Here is a 26,490-nt window from a genome sequence, read left to right on the forward strand (position 1 = left end):
GTGACCGTCAGGGACCTGTCAAAGGATAACCGGATCCTCTCGATCCTCGTCTTCTCCGCCGTACTCATCTGGCTGGACGCCACCATCCTGGGCGTCGCCCTCGAACGCCTCGCCGACCCGTCCGCCGGACTCGGCGCGAGCCCCGGGCAGCTCCAGTGGGCCGTCGGGGCGTACTCGCTGCTGTTCGCCACCGCGCTCTTCGTCGCCGGCGCGCTCGGCGACCGGTACGGGCACCGCCGGATCCTGGTGGCCGGGGTCGTCATGTTCGGCGTGGCGTCGCTCTGGGCCGCGTGGGCGTCCGGCCCCACCGAGCTGATCGTGGCCCGCGGCCTGATGGGCGCCGGCGGCGCCATGATCATGCCGGCGTCGATGGCGATCATCAGCTTCACGTTCCCGCCGGAGCGCCGGCCCGGGGCGATCGCCGCCTGGGCCGCCTCCAGCGGCGTCGGCGTCGCCGGCGGCCCGCTGCTCGGCGGCCTGCTCATCGACCACTTCTGGTGGGGCTCGGTCTTCCTCGTCAACGTGCCCCTGGTGGGGCTGAGCCTGCTCGGGATCGCGGTGTACGTGCCCAACCCGCGCAGCCCGCAGCGGCGCCGGCCGGACCCGCTCGGCCTGGTGCTGTCCACCGCCGGCCTGGGGCTGCTGGCGTACGGCCTGATCGAGGGCGGGCAGCGCGCCGACTGGGGCCGGTGGCAGGTCTGCGGCTCGATCGCGGCCGGCCTGGCCCTGCTCGCCGGGTTCGTCGCCGCCGAACTGCGCGCCGCCGAGCCCAGCTTCGACCCGCGGCTGTTCCGCAACCGCCGGTTCGCGGCCGGCAACCTGGCCCTCGGCGCGATGTTCTTCGCCGTCACCGGGCAGATGTTCTTCGGCGCCTTCTACCTGCAGGGCGCGCGGGGCATGTCCGCCTGGGACGCCGGCCTGGTCGCGCTGCCGGGCGCGCTCGGCGTCATCGCCGGCGCGCCGCTCGGCAGCCGGCTGGCCGGGCGCTTCGGCGTCGCCGCCGTCGCCGGTCCGGGCCTGGTCCTGGTCGCGCTGGCGTTCGCGGCCAACCTGGCGTTCGCCGTGGACACCCCGCTGCTCTGGTGGTGCGTCGTGGGCGCGCTCAGCGGCTTCGGCATCGGCGCCGTCGTCGCGCCGACCACCGCCGCGGTCGTCGCCGCGCTGCCGATGGATCGGATGGGCGCCGGGTCCGCGGTCAGCAACACCATCCGGCAGGTCGGCAGCGTCCTGGGCATCGCCGTCCTCGGCACGATCCTCACCACCAGCTATCGGCATGGCATCGGGCCCGCGCTGGCCGGGCTTCCCGAGGGGGTACGCGAGGGCGCCCGACCCTCGGCGGAGGCGACCCGTCACGTCGCCACCGTCCTGGGCCGCCCCGACCTGGTCGACGCCGCGAACCGGGCGTTCGTGCACGCCATGCACGTGACCGCCGGATGGGCCGGGCTGGTGGCGTTCGCCGGCGCGGTGGCACTGATCCTGGCCTTCCGCAATCGACGCCGGACTATGCCGGAGCCGGCCGGTGACGTGCAGGTTTACGCCGGGAGTACGGCAGGCGAAAGCTCGGCGTAAGTGCTTCGCGGGCCGGGACGGGTGCCTTTCGCGCACCTATCCTCGGCCCGTGACCTTGTCGGCGACCCAAAACGCCAGCCCGCCGCGGCGCGATCGTGGCCGCCCGTTGCGGGTCGGCATGATCGTGGTAAGCGAGTACGAGTCGGACCCGCGGGTGCGCCGGCAGGCCGAGGCGCTCGTCGCGCGGGGCGACGAGGTGACCGTCGCCGCGCTGGACGCGCCCGGCCGGCCGGCGCAGGACGTCGTCGACGGCGTACGCGTCGTGCACCTGCCCACCCGCAAGTACCGGGGCAGCTCCGCGAAGGCGTACCTGTCCCTGTACGGCGGGTTCGGCGCCCGCGCCGCCGGCTGGCTGGCCCGCCGGCCGCGCGCCTTCGACGTGGTGCAGGCGCACTCGATGCCCGAGGCGCTGGTGTTCGCCGGTTCCGTGCCGCGGCTGTTCGGCGTACCGCTGCTGCTCGACGTGCACGACCTGACCTCGAAGCTGTTCGCGTCCAAGTTCGTCGACCGGCGCCGGGTGCTCGCCGCGGTGTCCGCCTCGGAACGGGCCGCGCTGCGGTTCGCGACCGAGGTGCTGACCGTGCACGAGCCGTACGCCGACCTGATCCGCACGATGACCCGCCGGCCGGTGTCGGTGGTGATGAACTGCCCCGACGAGCGGCTCTTCACGCCCCGGCCGGAGCCGCGCGGCTGGGACCCGGCCGGCGAGGTGGTGTTCAGCTACCACGGGCTGATCGCGCCCCGGCACGGCCTCGTCGCAGCCACCGAGGCCCTCGCCGAGCTGCGCCGGACCGTACCGGGCGCGCGGCTGCAGGTACGCGGCAGCGGCGACGGGCTGGACGAGCTGGGCGAGCGGGCCCGGGCGCTGGGCGTGGCGGACGCGGTGGACCTGCCCACCCGGCTCTACCCGCTGCCCGAGATCGTGGCCGAGCTGGACCGGGTCCACATCGGACTGGTGCCCAGCCAGATCGACCCGTGGACCGACGGGGTGCTGCCCACCAAGCTGCTGGAGTACGCCAGCCTGGGCATCCCGGTCATCACGTTCCGCAACCCGGTCATCGCGCGGTACTTCCCGGACGACGCGGTCCGCTACGTCGACCCGGCCGGCAAGGAAACCCTGTACGAGGCCATGCGCGAGCTGGCCCTCGACCCGCGGCGGGCGCTCGCCCAGGCGCGGCGGGCCAGCGAGGTCATGGCCGGGCTGCGGTGGAGCGAGCAGAAGCGGCACTACTTCTCGGTGATCGACCGGCTCACCGCGAAGTGACCCTGCTGCTGACCATGGCGGGCCTGGTCGCCCTCGGCCTGACCCGGCTGCTGCACGGCGTGATCGTCAGCCGTGCCACCGACCCCGAGACGTACGGCCTGGTCGGCTCGCTGATCGCGGTCACCACCATCGGCAGCCTGCTGCTCCCGGCCGGGGTGGCCAGCGCGGCGGCCAAGTTCATCCCGTACGAGCTGGGCGCCGGAAACCCGGAGGCGGCCCGGGGCGTGCACCGGCTGCTGACCCGGGCGGGCTGGGCCGGCGCGGTCCCGATCAGCCTCGGCGCGGCGGTGGCTGCCGCGGTGGCTTTCGACCTGCGGGCGGTCGACGCGTTCCAGGTCGCCGCGCTGTGCTGCGCCTTCTCCGCGTACTCCGGCCAGAAATCCGTTTTGTACGGCTTCGGGCTCGTTCCCGCGTACACGAAGCTGGAGCTGGCCTGCTCGGCGGCGTCGCTGGGCGCGACGGCGGCCGTGGTGGCCGCCGGCTGGTCGCTGTACCTGCTGCCGCTGGCCACCGGCTACGCGCTCTTCACCGCGGGCGCCTGGTGGCGCCTGCGCCCCCTGACCCGGGGTGGGCGCGGGCCCGTCGTGAGGACGCGGGAGATCGCCGGGTTCGTCGCCCTGGCCTGCGTGGGCACGCTGTGCTCGCAGGGCTTCCTGCAGGGCACCCAGTTGCTGGCCAACCACTTCGCCGCGCCGCGGGAGGTGGCCTACTTCGCCGCCGCGGTGACGCTGATCGCGCCGGCGTACTTCCTGCCCCGGGCGCTGGGGATCGTGCTGTTCCCGGCGATGGCGCGGGCGCACGGGGCCGGCGACGTCGACGGCGTACGCCGGCAGGCCGACCTGTCCACCCGGGCGCTGCTGGTGCTGCCGGCCCCGGCGTTCGCGGCGGCGCTGCTGCTCGCGCCGGAGGTGATGACGCTGTTCGGCGGCCCCGGTACGCGGACGGCGCCCCGGTGCTGCGGCTCATCCTGGCCGCGACCTACCTGGCCGTGGTGGCCGTGCCCTCGGTCAACGCCCTGTCCAGCGGCGCGCACGTGCGGGTGCCGGTCGGCTCGGCCGTGGCCGGCCTGCTCACCGGCCTGGCCGTGGTGGCGGCGCTCGGCGGCCCGCTCGGCGCGACCGGCGTCGGCCTGGGCTACCTGTGCGGGACCGCGGTCACCGCGGGCGGGCCGGTGGTCACCGCGTGGCGGCAGCACGCGATGCCGTGGGCCGCTCCGGCGCGCCTCGCGGCGGCCGTGGTCGGCGGCGCGTACGCGGTCGCGGCCGTCACGGACGGTGTGGCCGACGTCTCCGTGCGCCTCGCCCTGGCGGCGTCCGCCCTGGTCATCGGCGTCGCGGTGCTATCCGGGCACATGCGCGCGCTCCGTGACGATTCGGCGGTCGGACAGCCCCGGGACGCCGGGAGTTCACCGTCGCGTTGGCGGCGGAGGGTGTGATGGCCCGGGTCTGGCCAGACGCCGCACAGCAGAGGACGGGAATGGTTTCGGTACAACAACGGGTCGCCCCGGCCGCGGTCCGCTGGGCGCCGACCATCCTGGTCGCGCTGCTCGGCACGCTGCTGGTCTGGGTGCTCTTCGAGGCGTGGGTGCAGGTGCTGCTGGCCACGCCGGTGCAGGACGCCCGCGGCAACCTGGTCGCCGACGCCCCGGAGTGGCCCAAGACCGTCAAGAACGCGCTGTACCTGGCCGTACTCGCGGTCACCGTGGTCAAGGTGGCCATGGAGCGGCGCTGGCGCGAGTTCCGTACCCCGGCCGACATCGCCCTCGTCGTGCTCGGCGCGGTGCTCGTGCTGTCCGGGTTGCTCGGCGACTCGCCGGCGCGGCTGACCGCCGAGGCGGCGTACGTCTACCTGCGCGGCGCCATCGTCTTCTACGCCTGGCGGGCCGCCGACCCGAGCGGCCGGCAGGTGCGCCGGGTGCTCGCCGTCGTGGCCGGGATCGTCGGCCTCAACGCCCTACTCGCGATCGTGCAGACGGTCGTCGGTCAGCCGGCGTACGAAGGGCTGGGCTGGATCAACATGACGTGGGCCGGGATCAACCGGGCGCACGCGCTGCTGGATCACCCCAACCACCTCGGTCACCTGCTGGCGATGGCGATGCTGGGCCTGCTCGCGTGGATGGTCACCCGTCCGCTCAGCTCGCGCACAACGTGGGCGGCGTTCACCGGGCTGGCGCTGGCGCTGTCGGCGACCCAGTCGCGCGAGTCCACCATCGGCTTCGTGGCCGGCGTCGCGGTGATCTGCGTGCTGCGCCGGGGCGGTGGCGCTCCGCAGCCCTGGCCGTTGCCCTGGTGCTCGGCTTCGCCGGCGCCCAACTCGCCATCAGCCCGGAGAACCGGACCGAGCTGTCCCGCCGGCTCGCCGGGGTGTTCAGCGCGCTGCACCTGCCCAGCGGCGCCGAGGGCGACAACACCTGCGTGGAGACCCGCGCGGACTGCGCCGACGACGCGGAGAAGATCCCCGAGCGCGAGGTCCGCGTCCTGTACGCCCAGCAGGGCGGCGAGCTGTGGCTGAAGCGGCCGCTGCTCGGGTACGGCGTGGGCCAGTTCGGCGGCATCGTCGCGTACCAGAACGACCCGCGCTGGTACCAGGACCCGCGCTTCGGCCCGGACGGCTTCCGGCTGTACGGCTCGAACGAGAAGCAGGTCGACTCGTTCTGGCTGCACCTGCTCGTGGAGACCGGGGCGCTCGGCGTGCTGGCGTACCTCGTCTGGCTCTTCCTGCTCATCGCACCCGTCGTGCGGGCGGCCTGGCGCCGGCCGCGCGCGGTGTGGCTGTGGGCGGTCGCCGCGCTCACGTTCAGCGTGCTGGTGGCCTTCCTGGCGCCGTCGCTGGAGGACCCGCTCTTCCCCGCGCAACTGTTCACCGTGCTCGGCCTGGCCTGGGTCTGGCTGGCGCGCTCTGCAGAGGAGACCGCACGTGAGTGACGCCGTCGCGCTGATCGGGTTCGGGTACTGGGGACCCAACCTCGCGCGCAACCTGCAGTCCCACGCCGGCGACCGGTGGCGGTACCTGGTGGAGCTGTCCGAGGAGCGCGGGGCGAAGGCCGCCGGCCTGTACCCGGACGTGCGGGTCACCGCGGACCTCGCCGAGGTGCTCGACGACCCGGCCGTGGGCGCCGCCGTCGTGGCCACCCCGGCGGCCACGCACGCGCCGCTGACCCGCCGGCTGCTGGCGGCCGGCAAGCACGTCCTGGTCGAGAAGCCGCTCGCGCTGTCCACCGTGGACGCCGTCGAGCTGGCCACGCTCGCCGACGACCGCGGCCTGACGCTGATGGTCGGGCACACCTTCGAGTACGTCCCGGCGGTGCGCCGGATGAAGGAACTGGTGGACGGCGACGCGTTCGGCGACCTGCTCTACCTGCACTCGCAGCGGCTCAACCTCGGGCGGATCCAGAGCGACATCAACGCGTTCTGGTCGATCGGGCCGCACGACGTGTCGATCGCCAACTACCTGGTCGGGCAGCGGCCCGAGTGGGCGGCGGCGGAGGGGCGCGCTACCTCAACGCCCGGGTGGAGGACGTGGCGTTCGTGACCGTCGGGTACCCCGGCGGCGTCCTCGCGCACATGCACGTGAGCTGGCTCGACCCGTCCAAGACGCGGCGCACCACGGTGGTCGGCAGCAAGCAGATGCTGGTGTACGACGACATGGACGCCGAGGCCAAGCTGCGCGTCTACGACAAGGGCGCGGACAAGCTCTACGAGGACGCGTACGGCGCGTGGCAGTACAAGCTGCGCGACGGCGTCGTACACGCCCCGACCCTGGAGGTCGCCGAGCCGCTGGGCGTGGAGCTGCGGCACTTCCTGGACGCCGCCGACACCGGCACCCGGCCGCGCACCGACGGCTGGAACGGCGTCGACGTCGTCGCCGTCCTGGAGGCCGTCGACGCCTCGCTGCGGGCCGGCGGGGCGCAGATGAAGGTGGACAACGGTGGCCGTTAGCCCGCTCGCCCTCGTCGCCGACGACGCCCGGCTCGGCGCCGGCAGCACGGTCGAGGAGTTCTGCGTCGTGAAGGGCGCCGTCCTGGGCGCCGGCGCCGTCCTGCGCAGCCACACCGTCGTCTACGCGGGGGTGCGCGCCGGCACCCGCTTCCAGACCGGGCACCACGTGCTCGTCCGGGAGCACACCGTCATCGGCGACGACGTCTCGGTCGGCTCGCTGTCCGTGCTGGAGCACACCGTCCACATCGGAGACCGGGTACGCGTGCACTCGCACTGCTTCGTGCCCGAGTACTCCGTCCTGGAGGACGACGCCTGGCTCGGGCCGCGCGTGACGCTGACCAACGCGCCGTTCCCGCGCTGCCCCGACGTGGCCGTCTGCACCCGCGGGGTCCACATCGGACGCGGCGCGCGGATCGGCGCCAACGTCACCATCCTGCCCGGCGTACGGGTGGGGGAGCGGGCGCTGATCGGCGCCGGCGCGGTCGTCACCAAGGACGTCAAGCCCGGCGCGGTCGTGGTCGGCGCCGCCGCCCGGCAGGTGAAGACCATCGACGAGCTGTTGTGCCCGGCCGGGCTCGACCACCGTCCCTACCCTGGGGGTTCCCTTGATTCCGCTGGTTGACGTCAAGGCCGCGTACCTGCGGCACCGGGCGGCGATCGACGCCGCCGTCCAGGACGTCCTGGAGTCCACCGCGTTCATCCAGGGGCCGCAGCTGCGCGCCTTCGAGGAGGCGTACGCGGCGTACTGCGGCACGAAGCACGCGATCGGCGTCGGATCGGGCACGGCGGCCCTGCACCTCGCGCTGGCCGCCGCCGGCGTGGGCGCGGGCGACGTGGTGGCGGTGCCGGCGCACACGTTCATCGCGACGGTCGAGCCGGTGAGCTGGCTGGGCGCGCGGCCCCGGTTCGTCGAGATCGACCCGGAGACCGGCGCGATGGACCCGGTGGCGCTCAAGGGCGCCATCGACGGGGTCAGCGCGGTGCTGCCGGTGGACATCCACGGCCGCCCCGCCGACCTGGAGCAGATCGCCGCGGTGGCCGCCGACGCCGGCGTACCCCTGATCGAGGACGCGGCGCAGGCGCACGGCGCGGAGGTCGTCCGCGCGGACGGCACGGTCGTCCGCGCCGGCGGGTACGGCCTGGCCGGCTGCTTCTCGTTCTACCCGGGCAAGAACCTGGGCGCGTTCGGCGACGCCGGGGCGATCACCACCAACGACGACGCGTTCGCCGCGACCGTGCGCCGGCTGCGCGACCACGGCCGCACCAGCAAGTACGAGCACGAGATCATCGGGTACGCGCACCGCATGGACACGCTGCAGGCGGCCGTGCTGTCGGTGAAGCTGTCCACGCTGGACGCGGACAACCGGCGGCGCGCCGCGTTGATGGCCCGGTACGAGGAGGAACTCACGGGCGTCGGCGACCTGTGGTTCCCGCCGGCCACCCCGGACCGGCGCAGCGTGTTCCACCACGCCCTGGTGCGGACCTCCCGCCGCGACTCGCTGCTTTCGTTCTTGAAGGAGCGCGGCATCGGCGCCGGCGTGCACTACCCGATTCCGGTGCACCTGCAGCCCGCGTACGCCTTCCTCGGCTACCGGCGCGGCGACCTGCCGTCGACCGAGGCGTGGGCGGACGAGTGCCTGTCGCTGCCGCTGTACCCGGAGCTGAGCGACGCGCAGCTCGCCGGGGTCGTGGACGCGGTCCGGGCCTTCTTCTGATGCGGATCCTGGCCGTCACCAACCTGTGGCCGGCGCCGGGGAGCTTCCGCGGCGTGTTCGTGGCCGACCAGGTGGCGGGGCTGCGCCGGCTCGGCCACGAGGTGGACGTGGAGGTGGTGGCGCAGGAGCGCGGCCGCCTGGACTACCTGCTCGCCGCGGGCCGGGTACGCCGGCGCGGCTCCTACGACCTCGTACACGTCCACTATGGACTGACCGCGCTCGCCTCCCGGTTGGTCGTCGGGGTGCCGCGGATCCTGTCCCTGTACGGCAGCGACGTCAACACGCCGTGGCAGTGGCGGCTCACCCGGCTCTTCGACGGCAACCCGGCGGCCCGCGTGTACCCGTCCCGCCGGCTCGCCCTGGCGGCCGGCGACCCGGACGGGGCGATCGTCCCGCCGGGCGTGGACTTCGGCCTGTTCGCCCCGTTTGACCCGGCGGCGCGGGCGGCGGCACGGGCCGGCTTCGGGTTCGGCCCGGACGAGACCGTGGTGCTCTTCGGCGCCGCCCCGGACAACCCCGTCAAGGGGTACGACGTCTTCCGGGCGGTCGTGGACCGGCTGGGCGCGCGCACCCTGCTGCTGCCCGCGCCGGGTCAGTCCCGCGCGGGCGTGGTGCCCAAGTTCGCCGCCGCCGACCTGCTCCTCGTCACCTCCCGGCAGGGCACCGAGAGCGGCCCGCTCGTGGTGAAGGAGGCCGCCGCCATGGGCCTGCCCGTGGTGAGCGTGGACGTCGGCGACGCCGCCGAGGTGCTGGACGGCGTCACCCCGTCGGCGGTCGTCCCGTTCTCCGGCACGCTCGTGGCGGACCTGGCGGCGGCGTGCGCGGCGGTGCTCGCGGACGGCCGGCGCGCCGACGGCCGGGAGCGGATCGCCCGCTACGACCAGGAGCAGGCCGTACGCGCCCTGGAGGCGGTGTACACGCGGGTGCTGGCCGGTCGGGCGGTGCCGTCCAGGCGGGGCCGGTAGTGTGTCCGCCAGTCACGCCTACCCGGGAGTACTCCTTGATCCAGCAGCGGACGACCAAGCAGGAGCGGCGGGCCGCCGCCGAGGCAGCGGCAGCCGAGGCGGCCGCGCGGAAGAAGCGCAACCAGGCGTACGCGGGCGCGGGCGCGGGCCTCGCCGTGGTCGTGCTGCTCGCCGTCGTCTTCTTCGTCGCCCGTAGCGGCGGGGACGAGCCCGCCGCCCCGGTCGGCGCCGCCCCGACGGCCTCCGCTGAGCCCAGCGCCAGCGCCGCGGAGCCCAGCCCGCCGGCGCCCAGCGCCCCGGCGGCCGACTTCCCGCCCGTGCCGGCCGGCGCCGACCCCGCGCTCAAGACGAAGCCGGTCGTCAAGGCCGGCACCGGCGAGCTGACCAAGCTCACGGTCACCCCGATCATCAAGGGCACCGGCGCGGCGACCAAGGCCGGCCAGCTCATCACCGTCAACTACGTCGGCGTGTCGTACAAGACCGGCGAGGAGTTCGACGCGTCCTGGAACCGGAGCGAGGCGTACTCGTTCCAGGTCGGCGCCAACGAGGTCATCCCGGGCTGGGACCAGGGGCTCGTCGGGATCAAGGTCGGCAGCCGCGTGCAGCTCGACATCCCGGCCGACCTGGCGTACGGCGAGAACCCCACCGGCGGTGAGCCGGCCGGGGCCCTGCGCTTCGTCGTCGACATCCTCGCGGCCCAGTAAGCGATGCTGCCCTGGCAGGGTGAGCTCGCCGGCCGGATCGACCACGAGGTCATCGACTCCGCACTGCTGCGGGACAACCCGCTCGGCGACCCGTACCAGCGGCCGCTGTGGGTCTACACCCCGCCCGGGTACGACGCCGCGCTGGACACCCGCTACCCGGCGGTGTACGTCCTGCAGGGCTACACCGGCCACCTCGCCATGTGGGCGAACCGCTCGGCGTACCGGCAGCCGTTCATCGAGACCGCCGACGCGGTGTTCGCCTCCGGCCAAGCGCCCCCGTGCATCGTGGTGTACGTCGACGCCTGGACCACGTACGGCGGCTCCCAGTTCGTCGACTCGCCCGGCACCGGCGCGTACCACTCGTACCTGTGCGACGAGGTCGTGCCGTGGGTGGACGCGCGCTACCGCACGATCGCCGACCCGGCCTCGCGCGCCGTCTCCGGCAAGTCCTCGGGCGGCTTCGGCGCGATGATCACGCCGATGCTGCGGCCGGACCTGTTCGGCGCGTTCGCCACCCACGCCGGCGACGCCCTGTACGAGTACTGCTACCTGCCCGAGTTCGGCAAGGCGGTGCGCTACCTGCGGGACTACGGCGGCGACATCGGTTGCTGGTGGCAGGACTTCCGGTCGCGTACCGCCTTCACCAAGGATGCCGACCATTCGCTGTTGATGCTGCTCGGCTGCGCCGCCTGCTTCTCGGCCGGCGACAACGGGGTGCCCGAGCTGCCGTTCGACCCGCACACCGGCCAGTTGCGGCCCGACGCGTGGGGGCGCTGGCTCGCCTGGGACCCGGTCCGCATGATCGACCGGTACGCCGACGCGCTCCGCTCCCAGCGGGCGATCTGGATCGACGCCGGCACCCGCGACGAGTGGTTCCTGGATCTCGGGGCCGAGGCGTTCCGGGCCGGCCTGGCCCGGATCGGCGTCCCCGACGAGCGGATCCACTTCGAGCACTTCGACGCCGGCCACGGCGCCATCGATTACCGCTACCCCGTAGCCCTCTCCTGGCTATCCCACCACCTGTCCCGCTAAACCCCATGATCAAGGCGTCCTTCAAGTCGTCATAGTGACTTGAGGGACGCCTTGATCATGGGGTCACGGGCATGATGGGCATCGTGGATGGTCGAATCCTTGTCATCGGGGGCGGGATAGCCGGCCTGGCCGTTGCGCAAGCCCTGCGCCAGCGCGATCTGGTGGCCACCGTCGTCGACCGGCTGGCCGGGCCGCCGGACGCGGGCCTGGCGCTCAACCTCCCCGGCAACGCCGTCCGGGCGCTGGGCGCGCTCGGTCTGGCGGACGATCTGGCCCGGTTGGGCGCGCCGGTGCGGCGGCGGGAGTACCGCAACGCCCGCGGGCGGGTCCTGTTCGCCGTGGACGAGGACGAATTCTGGGGGAGGACTCCCGGTCCCGGTGTGTGCGCCGCCGGGACCTGCTCGACCTGCTCGGGCGCGGGCTGCCCGCGGACACCGTGCGGTGGGACACCCCGGTGGCGTCGATCCGGCAGACCCCCGCCGGGGTCGAGGTCGAGGGCGAGAGCTACGCGTTCGCGGTGGGCGCCGACGGGGTACGCTCCGCGGTCCGCCCGGCCGTGGTCGGCGAGGCCGAGCTGCGTACGTCGCTGCTGTCCACGGCGAGCTGGCGGTTCATGGCGCCCAATCCCGGCGTCGACTGCTGGACGGTCTGGTCGAGCGCCGCGGGCGCGTTCCTGCTGATCCCGGTGGACGCCAAGGAGGTCTACGGGTACGCCTCCGCGCTCCGCGGCGGCACGGTCAGCGCGGATCCGGAGTGGTTGCGGACGACGTTCGCCCGCTTTCCGGATCCGGTGCCCCAGGTCGTCGACGCCGTCCTCACCGAACAGTCCTCTTTGTACCACTCGCCCGTCGAGGAGGTACGCGTCGACCGCTGGACCAACGGCCGCCTGGTCCTCATCGGCGACGCCGCGCACGCGACCGCCCCGGTGTGGGCCCAAGGCGCCGCGCTGGCCGTCGAAGACGCCCTCGTCCTCGCCGAACTGCTCGCCACGCACGACGACTGGAGCCGGGTCGGCCCCGAGTACGAGCGCCGCCGCCGGCCGCGGGTGGACCATGTGCAGGCGATGACCGACCGCCTGTCCAAGACGGCCAGCATGCCCGCGTGGATCAGGGACACGATCCTGCCGTTCGTGGGCCCGCGCACCTACCGCGAGACCTACGGCCCTTTGCGATCTCCCCCGTAGGCCGCCCGCCGCGTGCCGTGTAGCCTGCCCGACGTGACGGACAGCGCTGAGCCGCCCGATTCCGAGCCGGCCGTGGCCTTCGCCAGCCAGCGGGCCGCGTCGCTGCGGGCGATGTTCCCCGCCGGCGCGCGCACCCTGTCCGGCGGCACCGCGCCCGTCGACGATGCGCCGGCGCCCGAGCCGGAGCCGGCCGCCGTCCCCGCCACCCGCCGGCGGCGGTGGTGGCTCGGTGCCGCGATCGCGTGCGCGTTCGCGCTAGGCGCGGCGGCGGGCATCGCGGCCATCCGGACCACGGGCGACGCCAGCGCGTCCGGTCCCACGCAGGACACGTCCGCGCCGGTCGGCCTCGCGCCGGAAGCCACCGGCCCCACACCGCAGACCCCGGCGCCCAGCGGCCCGCCGACCACCCTTCCGGCCGCGACAGGCACGATCCAGAGCCCGCCCACGGGTACGTCGACGCCCGGCGCTCCCAGCGTGTCACCGACGACGGCGCGCCCGACCCGGCTGGTGGGGCGGCCCAACCCGTCCCGGGCCAACCTGGCGCTGCACCGCCCGGCCACCGCCTCCGGCAGCGAGGGCGAGCCATGGCCGCCCGCCGCCGCGGTCGACGGGAAGCCGGACACCCGGTGGAGCAGTGCGTTCACCGACGGGCAGTGGATCGCCGTGGACCTCGGCGAGGTGTGGACGGTGACCGGGGTACGCCTGCTGTGGGAGCACGCCTACGCGACGCAGTACCGCGTGGAGGTGTCGACCGACCGCCGGACCTGGTCCACTGTGTACGCCACGAGCGGCGGCGCGGGCGGCACCGTCAGCATCGACGCCGGCCCGGTCGCGGCCCGGTACGTCCGGGTGAACTGCACCCGCCGTTCGGGCAGCTACGGCTACTCGCTCTTCGAGTTCGAGGTCCACTGAGTCCCTTGGCGCGGTAGCGCCGGTCCGCGCGGTCGATCAAGGGATCCCGCGTCGATCAAGGGCATACGGTCGTGGTTCGGAGATCAAAGCACGGCCATATGCCCTTGATCGACGGGCAAAGGGCGGGCGGCGGGCTGGGTATCGCGATCACGGTTAGTGGCTGCGTGGGTACCACGAGTGCTCTGTGGGGTGGGTGGGGCCGCCAATAGCGTCTGGCGTGACCACCGGAGCAGGGACCACCGGGTTGCCGCGGATCCATGGTGGTCGCTACCTCGCGGTGGATCCCGGTCCGGAAGGAGGTGGACAACATGCTGAAGACGATCGACCGCATCGAGGAGAAGTACTTCTCGGCCGACGCGACCGTGGCACCGGGTGGCTGGTGCTGCAACTGTAACTGCACCGCGATCATCGACCTGCCGCTCGACGTCTACTGAGGACGGTCGGCGTTGTAAAGCCCGTTGCCGCGCCCGGGCGCGGCAACGGGTCCAGGGCGTGTCCGGCGGACCTTTGTGGGGCTGCGGCGGGCCCAGACGACGACCAGCGGCACCGATCGAAAGGCCGCATACAACACCGGTATGCGACCTTCCGCCCGGCACCACCGGACGCCGCCTGGACCTCGCCTCGCACCCACAAGATCCACCAGATACGCCCTAATCTCTCACGGACGGAGAAAGACCATGGCCGAACAGCGGTTCGTGCTCAACCCGTACGTCACCGTCGTGCGGTGCACCGACGACGAGGTGCTCTACCGGCACGGCGCCCGGTCGGCGTACTCCCGGATGCTCCGCGACGAGGGGCGCCGGCGGGTACTCGGTCCGGTGCTGGCGGCGTTCGACCGCCCGCGGAGCCGGGCCGAGACGGCGGCCGAGCTGGCCGACCCGGCCGGCGCCACCGAGGTCCTGGACAAGCTCATCGACGACGGTGTGCTGGTCGCCGAGGACTCCGCGCTGTCGGCCATGTACCTGCAGATGCTCACCGGCGCGGCGCCGACCGGGCTGGCCGCCGCCACGGTCGGCGTGGCCGGCCTCGGCGGGATCGGCGGGCAGGTCGCCCGGCAGCTGGCCGCGCTCGGCGCCGGCGCCGTGGTGGGCCTGGACGACCGCCCGGTCGGCGCCGCGGACCAGGCGTTCCTGCGCGGCACCATCGGCACGGCGGGGGAGGTCGGCCGGCCGATCGCCGAGGCGTTCGAGCGGGCGACCGTGGCGGCCGGGTTCGACAACGTCACTACCCGGCCGCAGTCCATTGAGGACACCGAGGCGCTCGCCGATCTGATCGACGAGGCCGACCTGACGGTGGTGGCGCTGGAGGCGTTCGCGCCGGGCCTGCTGCACCGGGTCAACGAGCTGGCCGTCGCGGCCGAGAAGCCGTGGCTGCCGGTGTACGCGGACGGCAGCGAGCTGGTCGTCGGCCCGCTCGTCGTGCCGGGGCGTTCGGCCTGCTACAACGAGTTCGAGATCCAGCACGAGTCGTCCCGCGCGCTGCGCACCGAGTACCTGCTCTACAAGGAGGAGCTGGGCCGCCGGCCGGCCGGCGACGGGCCGCAGCTGCTGCCGCCGTTCGCGGGCATCGCCGCCTCCTGGGCGGTGTCGGCCGCGCTGCCGTTCCTGGTGGACGGCACCAGTTTCCTGGTCGGCCGCGCGGTGCGCATCGACTTCGAACGGCTGGAAGTCATCACCGAGCGGGTGCTGCGGCTGCCCCGCTGCCCCGCGTGCGCCGAGCTGCGACCGGATCTGCGCCACCCCTTCCTGTGAAGGCGGCGCCTGCTGTGAAAGGAATGCGATGACCGCGCCCACCCTCGACGACGTGACCCGGCGGCTCCTGGAGCAGACCCTCGTCCCGTCCCCGAACGTCACCGCCCTCGCCGACCGCAAGGCGTCCGCGTTCACCGAGCGGCTGTCGGCCGGCGACGACGTCGCCGAGCTCTTCCACGTCAACACGAAGCTGACCCGGCACCAGGCGGACCGGCGGTTCACCGACGCCGAGATCGCCGCGGTGCGCAACTGGTACCTCGAGACCTGCGGCCGCGTACACGAGGAGGACATGGCGCCGGCCGCGGCGCAAGCGCGCGTCCCGCACGCCGCGCTGCCCGCCCCGGTCGCGTCGGTCCTCGCGCCGTTCGGGCAGGACGGCCCGCCGGCCCGGCTGCTGTACGCGGTGGATCTGAGCGTGCTGCTGCCGGGCGGCGTATACCGGCAGCTGCCCGGCGCCGGCGAGGTGTGGCTTGAGCGGCGGCTCAGCTCGGCGGACCGGGACGCGCTGCGCCGGGCCGTGCCCGAGCCGGCCGCCCGGCTGCTCGCCGGCGACGACCCGGTCCTGCTCGTCACCGGCGTGCCCTGGCGGATGATGCTCTTCAACGGCCCGCGCGGCTACCGGCGGACCCTCATGGAGACCGGCGTCCTGGTGAACCTCCTCGGCGCCCTCGCCGCCGAGCGCGGCCTGGATCCCCGGCCGGTGTTCGACTTCTACGACGACGAGCTGGACGCCTTGCTGGGTCACGACGGCGTGGAGCACTCGCTGCTCGCGCTGCTCGTGCTGCGCCGAGGGGAGAAGCCATGACCAGCGACGAGGTCGACCTCAACGGGCTGCGCCCGGCCGACCTTCCGGCACTGTCCACATTGCTGGGTACGGTGCGGGTGGCGCCGGATCAGCCGCCGTTGCGGGTACGCGACCTGGTGCACGCGCCGATGCGGTCCGGTGCGCTCTTCGACGGCGCCACCCACGCGGAGCTGCTCTACCTGCGCCCGCCGATGCCCCTGCCGGACGTGTCCGGGCTGCCGAGCTTTCCGCTGCCGGCGCCGGACGAGAAGCTCGGCGCCCCGCTCGACGAGACCATCGAGGAACGCCGTTCGCGGCACCACTTCGGACCGTCCCCAATGTCCTGTGCCACGCTGAGCACGCTGCTGCACCACGCGGCCGGCCTGCGGGGCTACCAGCCGGCGTACAACACGCGCACGTACCCGTTCCGGCGGGCGCCCTCGGAGGGCGGGCTCGCGCCGGTGGACCTGCTGATGGTCGCCAACGACGTATCCGGGCTGCCGCAAGGGCTGTACCTGTACGACCCGGCCGACCACGCCATGGCCCAGTTGGACCGCGGCAACATGCGCGGCAAGCTGACCGAGGTGGCCCGTACGCGAGCTGGCTGTTCAGCGCGCACGCGGTGTTTCTGATGGTGTGCGACATGAGCCGGGTGGAGTGGAAGTACGGCACCCGCGGCTACCGCTTCGTGCACGTCGACGTCGGCGTGCTGACCCAGAACCTCTACCTGGTCGGCACCGCGCTCAACCTGACCACCTGCGCGGTGGCCGCGTTCGACGACGAGGCCACGTGCGAGTTCGCGCGGCTGGACGGGCGGGAGCGGTTCGTGTCGCTGCTGTTCGCCTGCGGCCCGCCGCCGGGATCGTAGGGGAGGGGCGATGGAGCGCGTCCTCTACGTCGTGCTGCTGCTGCCGGGCACCGGGATGCTGCTGTGGCTGGTGTGCGAGCCGCTGGCCGCGCGATTTGCGGACCGGCCGGCGCTGCGCGTCGACCGCCTCGGCCCGGTGGCGTACGGCGCGGTGCTGGTCGCCGTCACCGTCGCCGCGTGCGCCCACGCCGGCTGGTCGGCGACCGAGCTGGGCCTGCGCGCACCGTCCATCGTGGGCGCCGGGCTGGCCCTCGTGGCGGGCCTGGCCGGAGGTGTGGGCGCGTACGCCGGCGAGCTGTGGTTCATGAGCCGCGTGCACCGCCCGGCGACCCAGGCCGCGCCGGCCGTGCGCGCGGCCCGCTCCTGGCTGTCCGTCCGGTACGGCTTCCTCGTGCTCAGCGTGCTCACCGCCGTGCTGGAGGAGATCCTGTGGCGCGGCTTCCTGATCCGCGGGCTGCGCACCGAGCTGTGGCTGGGTGCCGCGCTCGCCGTGCAGGCGGTCCTGTTCGGACTCAACCACGCGCCGTTCGGCCGCCGCCACGTCATCGCCAAGGCGTTCTCCGGGCTGGCCTGGGGGCTGCTGGCGGTGCTGTTCGGCGCGGTGTGGGCGGCGATCGTGGCCCACCTGACCTTCCAAGGGCTGGTCGCCCGGCGGATGTGGCGGCAGGAGGTGGCCCGTGTTACTCACGACCCCGCGACTGTTTGACGGGTCAGGCAGCGGCCGACCCGGTTGGGTGCACACAATGGACGGCCGGGTGGTCGAGGTCGGCGACGGCCCGCCACCGGTGGACCGCGACCGCCGCGAGTACGCGTTCCTGGCGCCCGCGCTGGTGGACGGCCACTGCCACGTCACCGGGTACCGCGCGTACCCCAACGCGGACACGCCGTTCGCGCCGCACCGGGCGTTCCTGGCGCTGCTGCGGGAGGCTGGCGTCGGCGCGGTCCGCGACCTGGGCAACCACGCCGAGATGGCGGCTAACCTGCCGCTGCTGCCGGACGCGCCGATCGTCCGCGCCGCCGGCCCGGTGCTGGACGAGCCGCCCGGCCGGGTCGAGCACTGCCGGCTCGTGGTGGATGAGGCCGGCGTGCGGGACGCGGTGCGCCGGGCGGCCGCCGAGGGCCTCACCTGGGTCAAGACCTACTCGGCGCTGCGGCCGCGGTGGGTGGCGGCCGCGGTCGAGGAGGCGGCCGCACACGGGCTCCGCGTGGCACACCGTCCAGGTCGGACGGACGCGGTGACCGCCGTGCGGCTGGGCGTGGCGAGCGTCGAGCACCTGCCGCTGTGCCTCTCCCCAGCGGTTCCGGCCGCCACGGCGGTGGGCCGGCGCTCGCCCGCCGACATCGTGCGCGCCTGGGCCGACCCGGCCCAGGCCCACTTCGTCCCCGACCTGATGTCCACAGTGGCCGGTACGGCGACCGCGGTCACCCCGCTGCTGCTGGCCTGGCGCCGCGCCGCGGTCCTGGAGGAGGCGGTCGCCGAGCCGCTGCTCGACCGCCTCGAAGCGGTCGCGCCGTACCACAAGCACCTGCACCAGATGCGCGGCCCGGGGCTCGCGTTCGGCCGCAAGTACGCCCGCCGGTACCTGGGCTACGAGCAGCTGCGCGGGCAGGCGCGGCAGGAGTTCGAGCAGGGCTGGGCGGCGCTGTGCCGGTGCCTTGTCGACCTGGCCGCCGTCGGCGTACCGCTGGTGGCCGGCAGCGACGCGCCGGGCGTTTCGCTGGTGCCCGGGTACGCCCTGCACGCCGAGCTGGCCATCTGGGAGGCCGCCGGGCTGGACCGTGCCGCCGTGCTCGCCGCGGCCACCACCGGCAACGCGCGCTGGCTCGGCATCCCGCCGTGGTCGGCCGGGGTGCTGGCGCTGCCCGCCGACCCGTTCACCGCGCCCGCCCTGACCGCGGCGCTCGCGGGAGCCGCGCTCGCCGTCGCGCCCGCTACCGCGACCCTGGAGGTGGTCCCGTGAAGGAAACCGTCCTGACCGTGCGGGAGCTGACGAAGGCGTACCGGGGAAGGCCCGTGCTGCGCGGCGTGTCGCTGACCGCCGCGGCGGGCGAGGTGATCGGCGTCGTCGGCCCGAACGGCGCCGGCAAGAGCACCCTCGTCGAGTGCGTCGAAGGGCTGCGCCGGCCGGACGGCGGCGACCTGGACATCCTCGGTCACCGCCCGGCCGAGGGGCCGCGGGTCTACCACGCGCTGTTCGGGGCGCAGCTGCAGGACTCCAGCCTGCCCGCCCGGTTGCGGGTGGGCGAGGCGCTGGAGCTGTTCGCCGCGGTGCACGCCCGGCCCCGCGACGTCGGCGAGACCCTCGCCCGGATGGGGCTGGAAAGCGAGCGGCACCGGCCGTTCGGCAAGCTGTCCGGCGGGCAGAAGCGCCGCGTCCTGCTCGCGGTCGCGCTCATCGGCCGGCCGCCGCTGCTGCTGCTGGACGAGCCGACCGTCGGGCTGGACCCGCACGCCCGGCTGGCGCTGTGGCGGCTGCTGCGGTCCAGCGCGGACGCCGGCGCCGCGATCCTGTTCACCACGCACGACATGGCCGAGGCGGAGGAGTACTCGGACCGCCTGCACCTGCTGGACGGCGGCCGCGTCGCCGCGGTCGGCCGGCCCGCGGACCTGCTGCGCACGGCCGGGCTCGGGTCGCGGCTGCGCGCGCCCCGGCACGACGGCCTCGCCGCGTGGCTGGAGCGGGTGCCCGGTCACAGCGGCCTGCAGGTCGTCGACGGCACCGTGTACGGCTACGGCGACGCCGCCTACTCCCGCACCGTCATGCGGCTGCTGGAGGAGGCCCGCGACGGCCTCGGCGACCTGCCGCCGGCGGTCGCCAAGGACGTGCTCGACCGGCTGACCGTCGGGCCGGCCCGGATGGAGGACTTCTACCTCATGTCGACCGGAGCGATCTATGACGCACACCGCTGAAGCGCGGCCGGGCCTCGCCCGAGGGCTGTGGGCCCTGTGCCGCTACGAGACCCTGCTGTTCCTGCGCGAGCCGGCGGCGGTGTTCTTCACCATGCTCTTCCCGCAGGCGCTGCTGCTGTTCGTCGGCGTCGTCTACGGCGACCAGGTCACCGACGGGCACCGCTACATCGACGAGTACCTGCCGTCGGTGATCGCGATCGTGGCGTGCAACCTCGGGCTGCTCGGCGTCGCGTTCAACATCACCGAGGCCCGGGTGGCGGGGATCCTGGTGCGGTACCGGCTCACGCCGCTGCCGTTCTGGTGCTACCTGTTCTCCCAGGTGGTCATCGGCGCCATCATGTTCCTGATCTCCGTCGGCAGCCTCTTCATCACCCAGGCCATCCTGTACGGGATACGGTTCGGCGGCTCGGTGCCGGTCTTCCTCTGCGTGGTGGTGCTCAGCCTGGCGCCGATGTTTCTGCTGGGGCTGACCCTGGGCGGGCTGAGCAACAGCGTGCGCACCACCCAGATGGCCGGCACGGCGGCGTTCTTCTTCCTGATGTTCAGCTCGGGCGCGGTGTTCGACCGAGACGAGTTCCCCACCTGGCTGCAGTACGCGACGGTGTGGAACCCGCTCACCCCCGTACTCGAGGTGCTGACCCGGGCGTACCTCGGCCGGAGCCTGACCAGCGAGCTGCTGCCGCTGGCCGTCCTGACCCTGCTCGCGCTGGCGGCGGCCGTCGCCGCGCACCGCAAGTTTCGCTGGGAGGTAGTGCGATGACGTCCTTGGAGAATCGGAGCCGGCTGCGCGGCGACTGGCTCAACCACCGCGACCCGTTGCTGCGGCCGCGCCTGTCCGACGGCGAGCGCGCCGCGCTGCGCGAGGTCATGGCGCTCTACTCGCCGTACGGCCTGCTGCGCACGTTCACCACCTACTTCCGCCCGGGTCCGGGGCTGCCGATGTACGTGGGACACGGCCAGTACCTCGATCTCGACCACGTGCTGCGCCGGCTGCTCGGACTGTCCGGAGTGGAGACCGGCATCGGCAGCCAGATCTACGGCGGCGGCAAGGGGTACGACCTGTTCGGCATGCTCGCCTCGTCGGTGGGTGAGTCGGTCGAACGGGTGCTCGGCGCGCTGGCGTTCCTGGACCTGACCGACCAGGTGGTGCACGGCACGTACCGGGACCTGACCGCGCGCGGGCTGACCTGCGTGCACCCGGAGCAGATGCCCATCTTCGCGCCCGAGCAGCTCGCCACCAGCCCGATCTACCAGCCGTGGACCGAGGACAGCCCGCTCGGCTGGATCGCCGGCACCCGGCTGCGCTCCGGCGCGACCGTGTACGTGCCCGCCCAGCTGGCCCTGCTGCTGTACGTCCGCGGCCCCGAGGAGCCGCTCATCGGGCTGGCCCCGAGCGGCGGCCTGGCCAGCCACATCAACCGGACCGAGGCGCTCTACCACGGGATCGTCGAGCTGTTCGAGCGGGACGGGATCAACCTGCGCTGGTACTGCGGCATCCCGCTGGACCGGATCGTGCTGGACCGGCCGGCCCGGGACCGGCGGCTGCGCCGGCTGCTCGGCCACCTGGACCGGTCGCCCGACCAGGTGGGGTTCTACTACCACAACCTGGACCTGGAAGAGTTCCCGGTGATCACCGCCAAGGCGTTCACCCCGTGGTTCACCCGGTACCGGTACGCCGCCGGCTGCGCGGTCGCGCCCGACATCGACACGGCGCTGCTGTCCGCGCTGACCGAGTTCGCCCAGGCCGAACGCAGCATGAAGCTGAGCCTGCTGGCCCCGCAGTGGGAGTTCAGCCACGCGTTCGCCCGGCTCTTCGACATCGCCGAGGACGCCACGTCGGAGCAGTTCGTCAACTACATCCAGGCGATCCCCTACTACGGGTACGCCGGCAACGAGGCCAAGCTCGACGCGTACCTGAACGGCGGGCGGGAGGTGCCACTCTCGTCGCTGCCCACCATGGACGACCGCTCCCTGGACGCGCGCTGGGACCGGCTCATGGGCGTACTGGCGGCGCGCGGCTGGGACCCGATCGTCTTCGACCTGTCGCCGCCGCAGTTCCGGCACACCGCGCTGGTGAAGGTGATGATCCCCGAGCTGTCCCCGCCGTACCCCCAGTCGGCGCCCGGCCTCGGCCACCCCCGCTACGCCCACACCGCCCACGAGTCCGGCCACCGCCCAGCCCCGGTCCCCTTCACCGACCTGGTCCGCGCCCCCCTGCCGTACCCGTGACCCGCCGCGCGCGCCGCGCGTTGCGCGCGGACCTTTCCCCGTCGATCAAGGGCATATGGTCGTGCTTTGATCTCCGATCCACGACCGTTCGCCCTTGATCGGCGCGAAAGTCCTTGATCGACGAGCAGTGCCGTCACTCGTGTCCGCTGACGGCGTGCGGGAGGTACGGGGACTCCACCGCGGCGGCCTCCTCGTCGGTCAGGCGTACGTCGACCGCAGCGACCGCGTCCTCGATGTGGCGCAGCTTGGTGGCCCCCACGATCGGGGCGGTCACGGCCGGCTGGCGCAGCAGCCAGGCGAGCGCCAGCTGGGCGCTGGGCACGCCCTTGGCCCCCGCCACCCGGCCCACCGCCTCCACCACGGTCGCGTCCGACTCCTGGTAGAGCAGCCGGGCGTAGTCGTCGGTGGCGGCCCGGGTGGTGGCGCCGGCGCGGGCCAGCAGGCCCCGGGCCAGCGGGCTCCACGGGATGACGCCGACGCCCTCATCGAGGCAGAGCGGCAGCATCTCCCGCTCCTCCTCGCGGTAGACCAGGTTGTAGTGGTTCTGCATGGACACGAACGGGGTCCACCCGTTCGCCCGCGCCACCTCCTGCGCCTTGGCGAACTGCCAGGCCCACATGCTCGACGCGCCGATGTACCGGGCCTTGCCCGCCCGTACGACGTCGTGCAGGGCCACCATGGTCTCCTCGATCGGCGTGTCGTAGTCCCACCGGTGGATCTGGTAGAGGTCGACGTAGTCGGTGCCGAGGCGGCGCAGCGAGTCGTCGATGCCGGCCAGGATGTGCTTGCGCGACAGGCCCCGATCGTTGGGCCCGTCCCCCATCGGGTTGAAGACCTTGGTCGCGAGCACGTAGTCGTCGCGCCGGTTGAAGAGTGCACCCAGCAGCTTGCCGGTCACCTCCTCGCTGGCGCCGACCGAGTACATGTCGGCGGTGTCGAAGAACGTCACGCCCAGCTCCACGGCGCGGCGCACGATCGGCTCGGCGGGCTCGTAGTCCAGCACCCAGTCCCGCCACTGCGAGGAGCCGTAGCTCATCATGCCCAGGCAGATGCGGGAGACCTTCAGGCCGGTCGAGCCGAGACGCACGTACTCCATGACTCCACCCTATGCGGCGCGCGCGGACCGCGCGGCGGCCCGCGGCGATCAAGGACTTCCGCGTCGATCAAGGGCGAACGGTCGTGGATCGGAGATCAAAGCACGACCATATGCCCTTGATCGGCGGGCTTTCCGGGCGTCCCTCAAGGCGCGTCAGCGGCTTGAGGGACGCCCGGATCACAATCACGCTGGCGCGTATGCCTTGATCTCTAGCAGGCCGACGGAGTCGGCGGCGCTTTGCAGGACCACCCGGAGTTGGGTGGTGCTGACGGTGGTGAAGGTGACGTTGTTGTACTGGTTGGCCACGATCGGGTAGCCGCTCGCGCCCGCCACGTCGACGAACGCGCTGCCGTTCCAGTACTGGAGCTTCCACGACGCGGGCAGGTCGATGCCCTGGTTGTCGTCGAAGAAGTACACCTCGGCCCGGTTCAGCGAGACGGCCGACGGCCAGGTCAGCTGCGCCCACTGCTCACCCTCGTTGGGCCAGGTGCCCCAGCGCGGGTTGACCGTGTCGTTGGACGACGGCGGGTCGATGTTGTCGTTCAGCGCGGCGACCGATTCCCAGGCCGACGTGTACGACGCGGTCGGCGTCGCCGACGGCGCGAGGTTGCCGGTCGGCGGGTTCGGGTCGGGGATGGTGCCGCCCCGGTTGTACGCCTTCACCTCGGTCAGGCCGGCCTTGGAACCGGACGCGTGCGTCATCTGGATCCGGATCCGCTGTGTGTTGACCGGCGTGAACCGCACGTTGTTGTAGTTCGCTCGCGGCGCGGCCGGCGTCTTGACCTGCGCCGCGACGTTCGTCCACGTGCTGCCGTTCAGATACTGCACGTTGTACGAGGACGGCGCCCGGTAGGTGGCGTTCTGCGGCCGGCTGTCCCGGAAGTGGATCCGCAGTTCGTCCACCGCCCGCGACTGGCCGAAGTTGATCTCGTACCAGTCGGTCGCGTTGGCGGAGCCGTTGGCGCCCCAGATCGGGTCGTTGATGGTGAAGCCGTCGATCGCCGCCGCGGTCGTCGTGCCGGAGGCCGTGAACGACGCGGAGGAGGTCGCGCCCTGCGCCAGGTTGGGCAGGGTCGAGGTCAGGTCCACGCCGGCCTTGGCGAACATGTCGACGACGCGGGCGCTGCTCTGGTTGACGTTCTGCGGGGCCTGCATGTTCGGCATCGCGGTGTTGAACGACGTCGTGCCGCCGTTGGGCAGCGACACCGCGCCGGTCGTCGGGTTGTAGATCACCCGGGTCAGCCGGTCCACGGTGAACGCCCGGGTGCCGTTGACGTACACCGAGTAGCCCTGCGGCACGCCCGCGTACCGGGTGATGCCGTCGGCCGGGTCGTCCCACACGATCGACAGGTCGCTGTTGCGGTAGCGCAGGTTGTTCACCGCGAAGTGCGTCCAGTTGATGTTGATGGGGGACAGCTCGACCTGGTTGTCGTTGCGCGGCCGGAGCCCGGCCACGTCCTCGATGACGGTCCAGTTGCTGCTGCCGAGGATGTTGTGGTGGATCCAGGACCGGTACTGGATGGTCCGGGAGCCGCCGTTCCAGTCGGCCCAGAACTCGTTGGCGTCCGGCCAGGCCGTGTTGCCGCCGACGTACTGCGCCCAGGTGTTCCAGTACAGCAGTTGCTTGTAGTTCTCGGCGGTCATCCACGAGTTGGGGTAGTTGCGCAGCACCGAGGAGTACAGCCGGAACTGCACCGTCGAGTTGATGGTGGAGAAGTTGTTGCTGCCCGGCTGGCCCGCCGCGGCGGCCGCCGCCTTATCCACCTGGTTCGCGGTGAAGAACGGGAAGATCGGGTACTCGGCCGGGTTGTCGTACAGGCGCAGGGCCTGCCGGTACTGGTCGGTGTTGGGCATCAGGCCCACCGAGTACGGGTAGTAGTTGTTGATCTCTTTCCACGGCACGAACTCGTTGGTGGACACGTGCCGGTGTTCGAGGAGCTGGCGCGAAGGGTTCCACAGCTGGTTGATGATGCCGTCGCGGACCCGGTTGGCGAGCGTCTGCATCTCGTTCGCCTTGGCCGTGTTGCCCAGCATCGCGTACGCCTGCTGCCCGGCGAGCGCGTTGCTGTAGACGTACGCGCCCTCCGCGCGGTCCAGCCAGCCCGAGCGCCAGTGGAACGACACCGCGTCGGCATCGTTGCCGGTCAGCGCGCCCCAGTCGTACTCGATGACGCCGTCGTTGTCGTGGTCGTAGAACGACAGCTGGCCCTTGACGTCCTGCTCGGCGTACCGGGCGAAGTTGGCGAGCATCGCCGTCTGCCCACCGTGGATCTGGTACGCCCGCCAGCCGGCCTCGGAGATGTACTGGGTGTAGGAGTTGTTCCAGTTCGCCGGGTCACCGGGGTTGTCCATGTACCGCCCGTTGCGGGACACCGTCCCGACGTTGAGCCAGTTGCCGTAGGCGTACATCGGGTTGCGCAGGTACTTCAGGTCGTCGATGTGCATCGGCTGGGTCAGCACGATCGCGTTGTTGTACCCCAGCACGCCCTCGGTCGAGGTGGGGAACTGGTAGGTCTGACCCGGGATGTCGCCGTCGAAGTTGTTGAAGCGCATCAGCCACCAGCGGTAGAAGATGTTCTTCTTGATGGCCGCCTCGGGCACGTCGATGTAGGGGACGTTGTCCGCCCACCACTTGTTGTACGCCCGCACGTGGGTGCCGAACGCGGTGGCGTTGGTGAAGCCGCGGTAGGTGTTGTACTCGGACAGCGACTCCGGGATCTCGTTGACGGCGAAGCCCATCACGACCTTGGCCTCGACGGTCTGCCCGGCGGCGACGGTGACGGACCGGTTGAGGCCGCCGCTGCTGACGGCGAACCCGCTGTCCCCGCCCAGTCGCGGCAAGAGGGTGGTCAGGCTGTTGAACGAGGCCCGCGAGCCGGTCAGCTCGGTGCCGCTGGCGGTCGTCGCGTACGGCGAGGTGGCCCGCAGTTGCAGCGTCGACGAGGCGGTGCCGGTGTTGGTGATCGACAGGTTGGTAACCAGCACGTTGTTGTCGGTGATGAACTTGGTCTGGTTGACCCGGATCGAGCCGGACGTGTGCACGCTCTTGAAGTGGCTGGGCGCCTGCCAGCGCTGGGCCACCTGCTCGGTGAACGTGCCGGGGGTGATCGCGACCGTGTAGGCGCTCTGGTCGCTGATGCTCTCGAAGTAGGCGACCCGCCCGGCGAAGCCGATGGTCCCGGGGGTGTGCAGCTTCATGAACGCGCCGCGTCCGCGGGTCATCAGGATGCCGCCGTCGGCGTCGGACGGGTCACTGCCCGACCGGGACAGCAGGCGGTCGACCCAGAAGTCGGTGCCGCCGCTCTCCGCGTCGTAGATCGCTTGCATCGTGTTACCGGTGTTGTAGGCGACGGGCGGCTGCGGGATGGCGGGCCCCGAGAACGTGGGGAAGCCGATGGTCTGCGCGGCGCTCGCCGGCGTCGCCACGATCCCGACCGCGAGGAGGGCGGCCAAGGGGATAGACAGAGTTTTTCGCATCGCGAAACTCCTTGAGGTGACCGGGTGGGAACGGCCATAGGCCGGTACTGAGCGACGCCGCCCGGTCGCGCTCACGTCATGCGTACAGGGGA

Annotated in this window: 24 protein-coding genes and 3 pseudogenes; 25 read left to right on the forward strand and 2 right to left on the reverse strand. The window is 72.8% G+C overall.

The genetic code is table 11. The annotated features are described in order from the left end of the window. The 25 genes and pseudogenes from Prum_RS38890 (at position 1) to Prum_RS38985 (ending at position 21,825) form a co-directional block, all read left to right on the forward strand. Positions 1–1,569, forward strand: coding sequence for an MFS transporter (locus Prum_RS38890; RefSeq protein WP_246278387.1), 1,569 nt, complete (start codon positions 1–3; stop codon positions 1,567–1,569). 49 nt (positions 1,570–1,618) lie between these two features. Continuing rightward, positions 1,619–2,833 (forward strand): glycosyltransferase, encoded by a 1,215-nt coding sequence (locus Prum_RS38895; RefSeq protein WP_173081804.1) that lies wholly within the window; start codon positions 1,619–1,621, stop codon positions 2,831–2,833. A gap of 14 nt (positions 2,834–2,847) precedes the next feature. After that, positions 2,848–3,696, forward strand: a pseudogene (locus tag Prum_RS55425) (lipopolysaccharide biosynthesis protein); the annotation flags it as partial. 89 nt (positions 3,697–3,785) lie between these two features. Then, positions 3,786–4,268 (forward strand): hypothetical protein, encoded by a 483-nt coding sequence (locus Prum_RS52685; protein ID WP_246278390.1) that lies wholly within the window; start codon positions 3,786–3,788, stop codon positions 4,266–4,268. A gap of 41 nt (positions 4,269–4,309) precedes the next feature. Further along, the gene (locus Prum_RS52690) at positions 4,310–5,344 is read left to right on the forward strand and encodes a hypothetical protein (RefSeq protein ID WP_246278391.1); all 1,035 of its coding nucleotides are present in this window, start codon (positions 4,310–4,312) and stop codon (positions 5,342–5,344) included. After that, the gene (locus Prum_RS52695) at positions 5,248–5,757 is read left to right on the forward strand and encodes an O-antigen ligase family protein (protein WP_246278392.1); all 510 of its coding nucleotides are present in this window, start codon (positions 5,248–5,250) and stop codon (positions 5,755–5,757) included. The genes Prum_RS52690 and Prum_RS52695 overlap by 97 nt, the downstream gene beginning before the upstream one ends. Further along, positions 5,750–6,364 carry a Gfo/Idh/MocA family protein gene (locus tag Prum_RS38905; protein ID WP_173081808.1) on the forward strand — a complete coding sequence of 205 codons (615 nt, stop codon included), beginning with the start codon at positions 5,750–5,752 and terminating at the stop codon, positions 6,362–6,364. Before Prum_RS52695 ends, Prum_RS38905 begins: the two co-directional genes overlap by 8 nt. After that, positions 6,352–6,771, forward strand: coding sequence for a hypothetical protein (locus Prum_RS38910; protein WP_173081810.1), 420 nt, complete (start codon positions 6,352–6,354; stop codon positions 6,769–6,771). The genes Prum_RS38905 and Prum_RS38910 overlap by 13 nt, the downstream gene beginning before the upstream one ends. Further along, complete coding sequence (locus Prum_RS54135; protein ID WP_173081812.1) at positions 6,761–7,393, forward strand: acyltransferase; 633 nt, start codon at positions 6,761–6,763, stop codon at positions 7,391–7,393. Before Prum_RS38910 ends, Prum_RS54135 begins: the two co-directional genes overlap by 11 nt. Further along, a complete protein-coding gene (locus Prum_RS38920) occupies positions 7,377–8,486 on the forward strand; it encodes a DegT/DnrJ/EryC1/StrS family aminotransferase (RefSeq protein WP_173081814.1) in 1,110 nt (369 codons plus the stop codon). The genes Prum_RS54135 and Prum_RS38920 overlap by 17 nt, the downstream gene beginning before the upstream one ends. After that, positions 8,486–9,451, forward strand: coding sequence for a glycosyltransferase (locus tag Prum_RS38925; RefSeq protein ID WP_173081816.1), 966 nt, complete (start codon positions 8,486–8,488; stop codon positions 9,449–9,451). Before Prum_RS38920 ends, Prum_RS38925 begins: the two co-directional genes overlap by 1 nt. A gap of 35 nt (positions 9,452–9,486) precedes the next feature. Next, complete coding sequence (locus tag Prum_RS38930) at positions 9,487–10,155, forward strand: FKBP-type peptidyl-prolyl cis-trans isomerase (protein ID WP_246278393.1); 669 nt, start codon at positions 9,487–9,489, stop codon at positions 10,153–10,155. Positions 10,156–10,158: 3 nt separating this feature from the next. Further along, on the forward strand, positions 10,159–11,187 hold the full coding sequence (locus Prum_RS38935; protein WP_173081820.1) for an alpha/beta hydrolase: 1,029 nt from the start codon (positions 10,159–10,161) through the stop codon (positions 11,185–11,187). Positions 11,188–11,261: 74 nt separating this feature from the next. Continuing rightward, positions 11,262–11,426 (forward strand): annotated as a pseudogene (locus Prum_RS52710) (NAD(P)-binding protein); the annotation flags it as partial. Positions 11,427–11,569: 143 nt separating this feature from the next. After that, positions 11,570–12,370: an FAD-dependent monooxygenase gene (locus Prum_RS38940; protein ID WP_246278394.1), complete on the forward strand. Its 801-nt coding sequence runs from the start codon at positions 11,570–11,572 to the stop codon at positions 12,368–12,370. Positions 12,371–12,403: 33 nt separating this feature from the next. Further along, positions 12,404–13,282 (forward strand): discoidin domain-containing protein, encoded by an 879-nt coding sequence (locus Prum_RS38945; RefSeq protein WP_173081822.1) that lies wholly within the window; start codon positions 12,404–12,406, stop codon positions 13,280–13,282. A gap of 308 nt (positions 13,283–13,590) precedes the next feature. Beyond that, positions 13,591–13,716 carry a hypothetical protein gene (locus tag Prum_RS54140; RefSeq protein ID WP_281369092.1) on the forward strand — a complete coding sequence of 42 codons (126 nt, stop codon included), beginning with the start codon at positions 13,591–13,593 and terminating at the stop codon, positions 13,714–13,716. A gap of 243 nt (positions 13,717–13,959) precedes the next feature. Continuing rightward, complete coding sequence (locus Prum_RS38950; protein ID WP_173081824.1) at positions 13,960–15,033, forward strand: TOMM precursor leader peptide-binding protein; 1,074 nt, start codon at positions 13,960–13,962, stop codon at positions 15,031–15,033. 28 nt (positions 15,034–15,061) lie between these two features. Continuing rightward, the gene (locus Prum_RS38955; RefSeq protein WP_173081826.1) at positions 15,062–15,838 is read left to right on the forward strand and encodes a nitroreductase family protein; all 777 of its coding nucleotides are present in this window, start codon (positions 15,062–15,064) and stop codon (positions 15,836–15,838) included. Between the two features lie 317 nt (positions 15,839–16,155). Further along, positions 16,156–16,685: pseudogene (locus Prum_RS52715) on the forward strand (SagB/ThcOx family dehydrogenase). A gap of 10 nt (positions 16,686–16,695) precedes the next feature. Further along, the gene (locus tag Prum_RS38965; RefSeq protein ID WP_173081828.1) at positions 16,696–17,391 is read left to right on the forward strand and encodes a CPBP family intramembrane glutamic endopeptidase; all 696 of its coding nucleotides are present in this window, start codon (positions 16,696–16,698) and stop codon (positions 17,389–17,391) included. A 37-nt stretch (positions 17,392–17,428) separates the two neighbouring features. After that, positions 17,429–18,646, forward strand: coding sequence for an amidohydrolase family protein (locus tag Prum_RS38970; protein WP_173081830.1), 1,218 nt, complete (start codon positions 17,429–17,431; stop codon positions 18,644–18,646). Next, positions 18,643–19,596, forward strand: coding sequence for an ABC transporter ATP-binding protein (locus Prum_RS38975; protein ID WP_173081832.1), 954 nt, complete (start codon positions 18,643–18,645; stop codon positions 19,594–19,596). The genes Prum_RS38970 and Prum_RS38975 overlap by 4 nt, the downstream gene beginning before the upstream one ends. After that, entirely contained in the window at positions 19,580–20,356 is a 777-nt protein-coding gene (locus Prum_RS38980) for an ABC transporter permease (RefSeq protein WP_173081834.1), read from the forward strand. Before Prum_RS38975 ends, Prum_RS38980 begins: the two co-directional genes overlap by 17 nt. Further along, positions 20,353–21,825 (forward strand): YcaO-like family protein, encoded by a 1,473-nt coding sequence (locus Prum_RS38985; RefSeq protein WP_173081836.1) that lies wholly within the window; start codon positions 20,353–20,355, stop codon positions 21,823–21,825. Before Prum_RS38980 ends, Prum_RS38985 begins: the two co-directional genes overlap by 4 nt. 133 nt (positions 21,826–21,958) lie before the next feature. On the opposite strand, the gene Prum_RS38990 is transcribed toward Prum_RS38985, so the two are convergent. Next, a complete protein-coding gene (locus tag Prum_RS38990; protein ID WP_173081838.1) occupies positions 21,959–22,921 on the reverse strand; it encodes an aldo/keto reductase in 963 nt (320 codons plus the stop codon). 183 nt (positions 22,922–23,104) lie between these two features. Beyond that, positions 23,105–26,398: a galactose-binding domain-containing protein gene (locus Prum_RS38995; protein WP_173081840.1), complete on the reverse strand. Its 3,294-nt coding sequence runs from the start codon at positions 26,396–26,398 to the stop codon at positions 23,105–23,107. Positions 26,399–26,490: the final 92 nt, after the last annotated feature.

This window comes from Phytohabitans rumicis (assembly GCF_011764445.1).
Lineage (GTDB): Bacteria > Actinomycetota > Actinomycetes > Mycobacteriales > Micromonosporaceae > Phytohabitans > Phytohabitans rumicis.

What these genes read in the sequence shown, in the direction of transcription:
- Prum_RS38965 (WP_173081828.1), top strand. Translation starts at nt 16,696, where the DNA reads ATGGAGCGCGTCCTCTACGTCGTGCTGCTGCTGCCGGGCACCGGGATG.
- Prum_RS38985 (WP_173081836.1), top strand. Translation starts at nt 20,353, where the DNA reads ATGACGTCCTTGGAGAATCGGAGCCGGCTGCGCGGCGACTGGCTCAAC.
- Prum_RS38955 (WP_173081826.1), top strand. Translation starts at nt 15,062, where the DNA reads ATGACCGCGCCCACCCTCGACGACGTGACCCGGCGGCTCCTGGAGCAG.
- Prum_RS54140 (WP_281369092.1), top strand. Translation starts at nt 13,591, where the DNA reads ATGCTGAAGACGATCGACCGCATCGAGGAGAAGTACTTCTCGGCCGAC.
- Prum_RS38935 (WP_173081820.1), top strand. Translation starts at nt 10,159, where the DNA reads ATGCTGCCCTGGCAGGGTGAGCTCGCCGGCCGGATCGACCACGAGGTC.
- Prum_RS52690 (WP_246278391.1), top strand. Translation starts at nt 4,310, where the DNA reads ATGGTTTCGGTACAACAACGGGTCGCCCCGGCCGCGGTCCGCTGGGCG.
- Prum_RS38980 (WP_173081834.1), top strand. Translation starts at nt 19,580, where the DNA reads ATGACGCACACCGCTGAAGCGCGGCCGGGCCTCGCCCGAGGGCTGTGG.
- Prum_RS38925 (WP_173081816.1), top strand. Translation starts at nt 8,486, where the DNA reads ATGCGGATCCTGGCCGTCACCAACCTGTGGCCGGCGCCGGGGAGCTTC.
- Prum_RS38990 (WP_173081838.1), bottom strand. Translation starts at nt 22,921, where the DNA reads ATGGAGTACGTGCGTCTCGGCTCGACCGGCCTGAAGGTCTCCCGCATC.
- Prum_RS38995 (WP_173081840.1), bottom strand. Translation starts at nt 26,398, where the DNA reads ATGCGAAAAACTCTGTCTATCCCCTTGGCCGCCCTCCTCGCGGTCGGG.
- Prum_RS38950 (WP_173081824.1), top strand. Translation starts at nt 13,960, where the DNA reads ATGGCCGAACAGCGGTTCGTGCTCAACCCGTACGTCACCGTCGTGCGG.
- Prum_RS38970 (WP_173081830.1), top strand. Translation starts at nt 17,429, where the DNA reads ATGGACGGCCGGGTGGTCGAGGTCGGCGACGGCCCGCCACCGGTGGAC.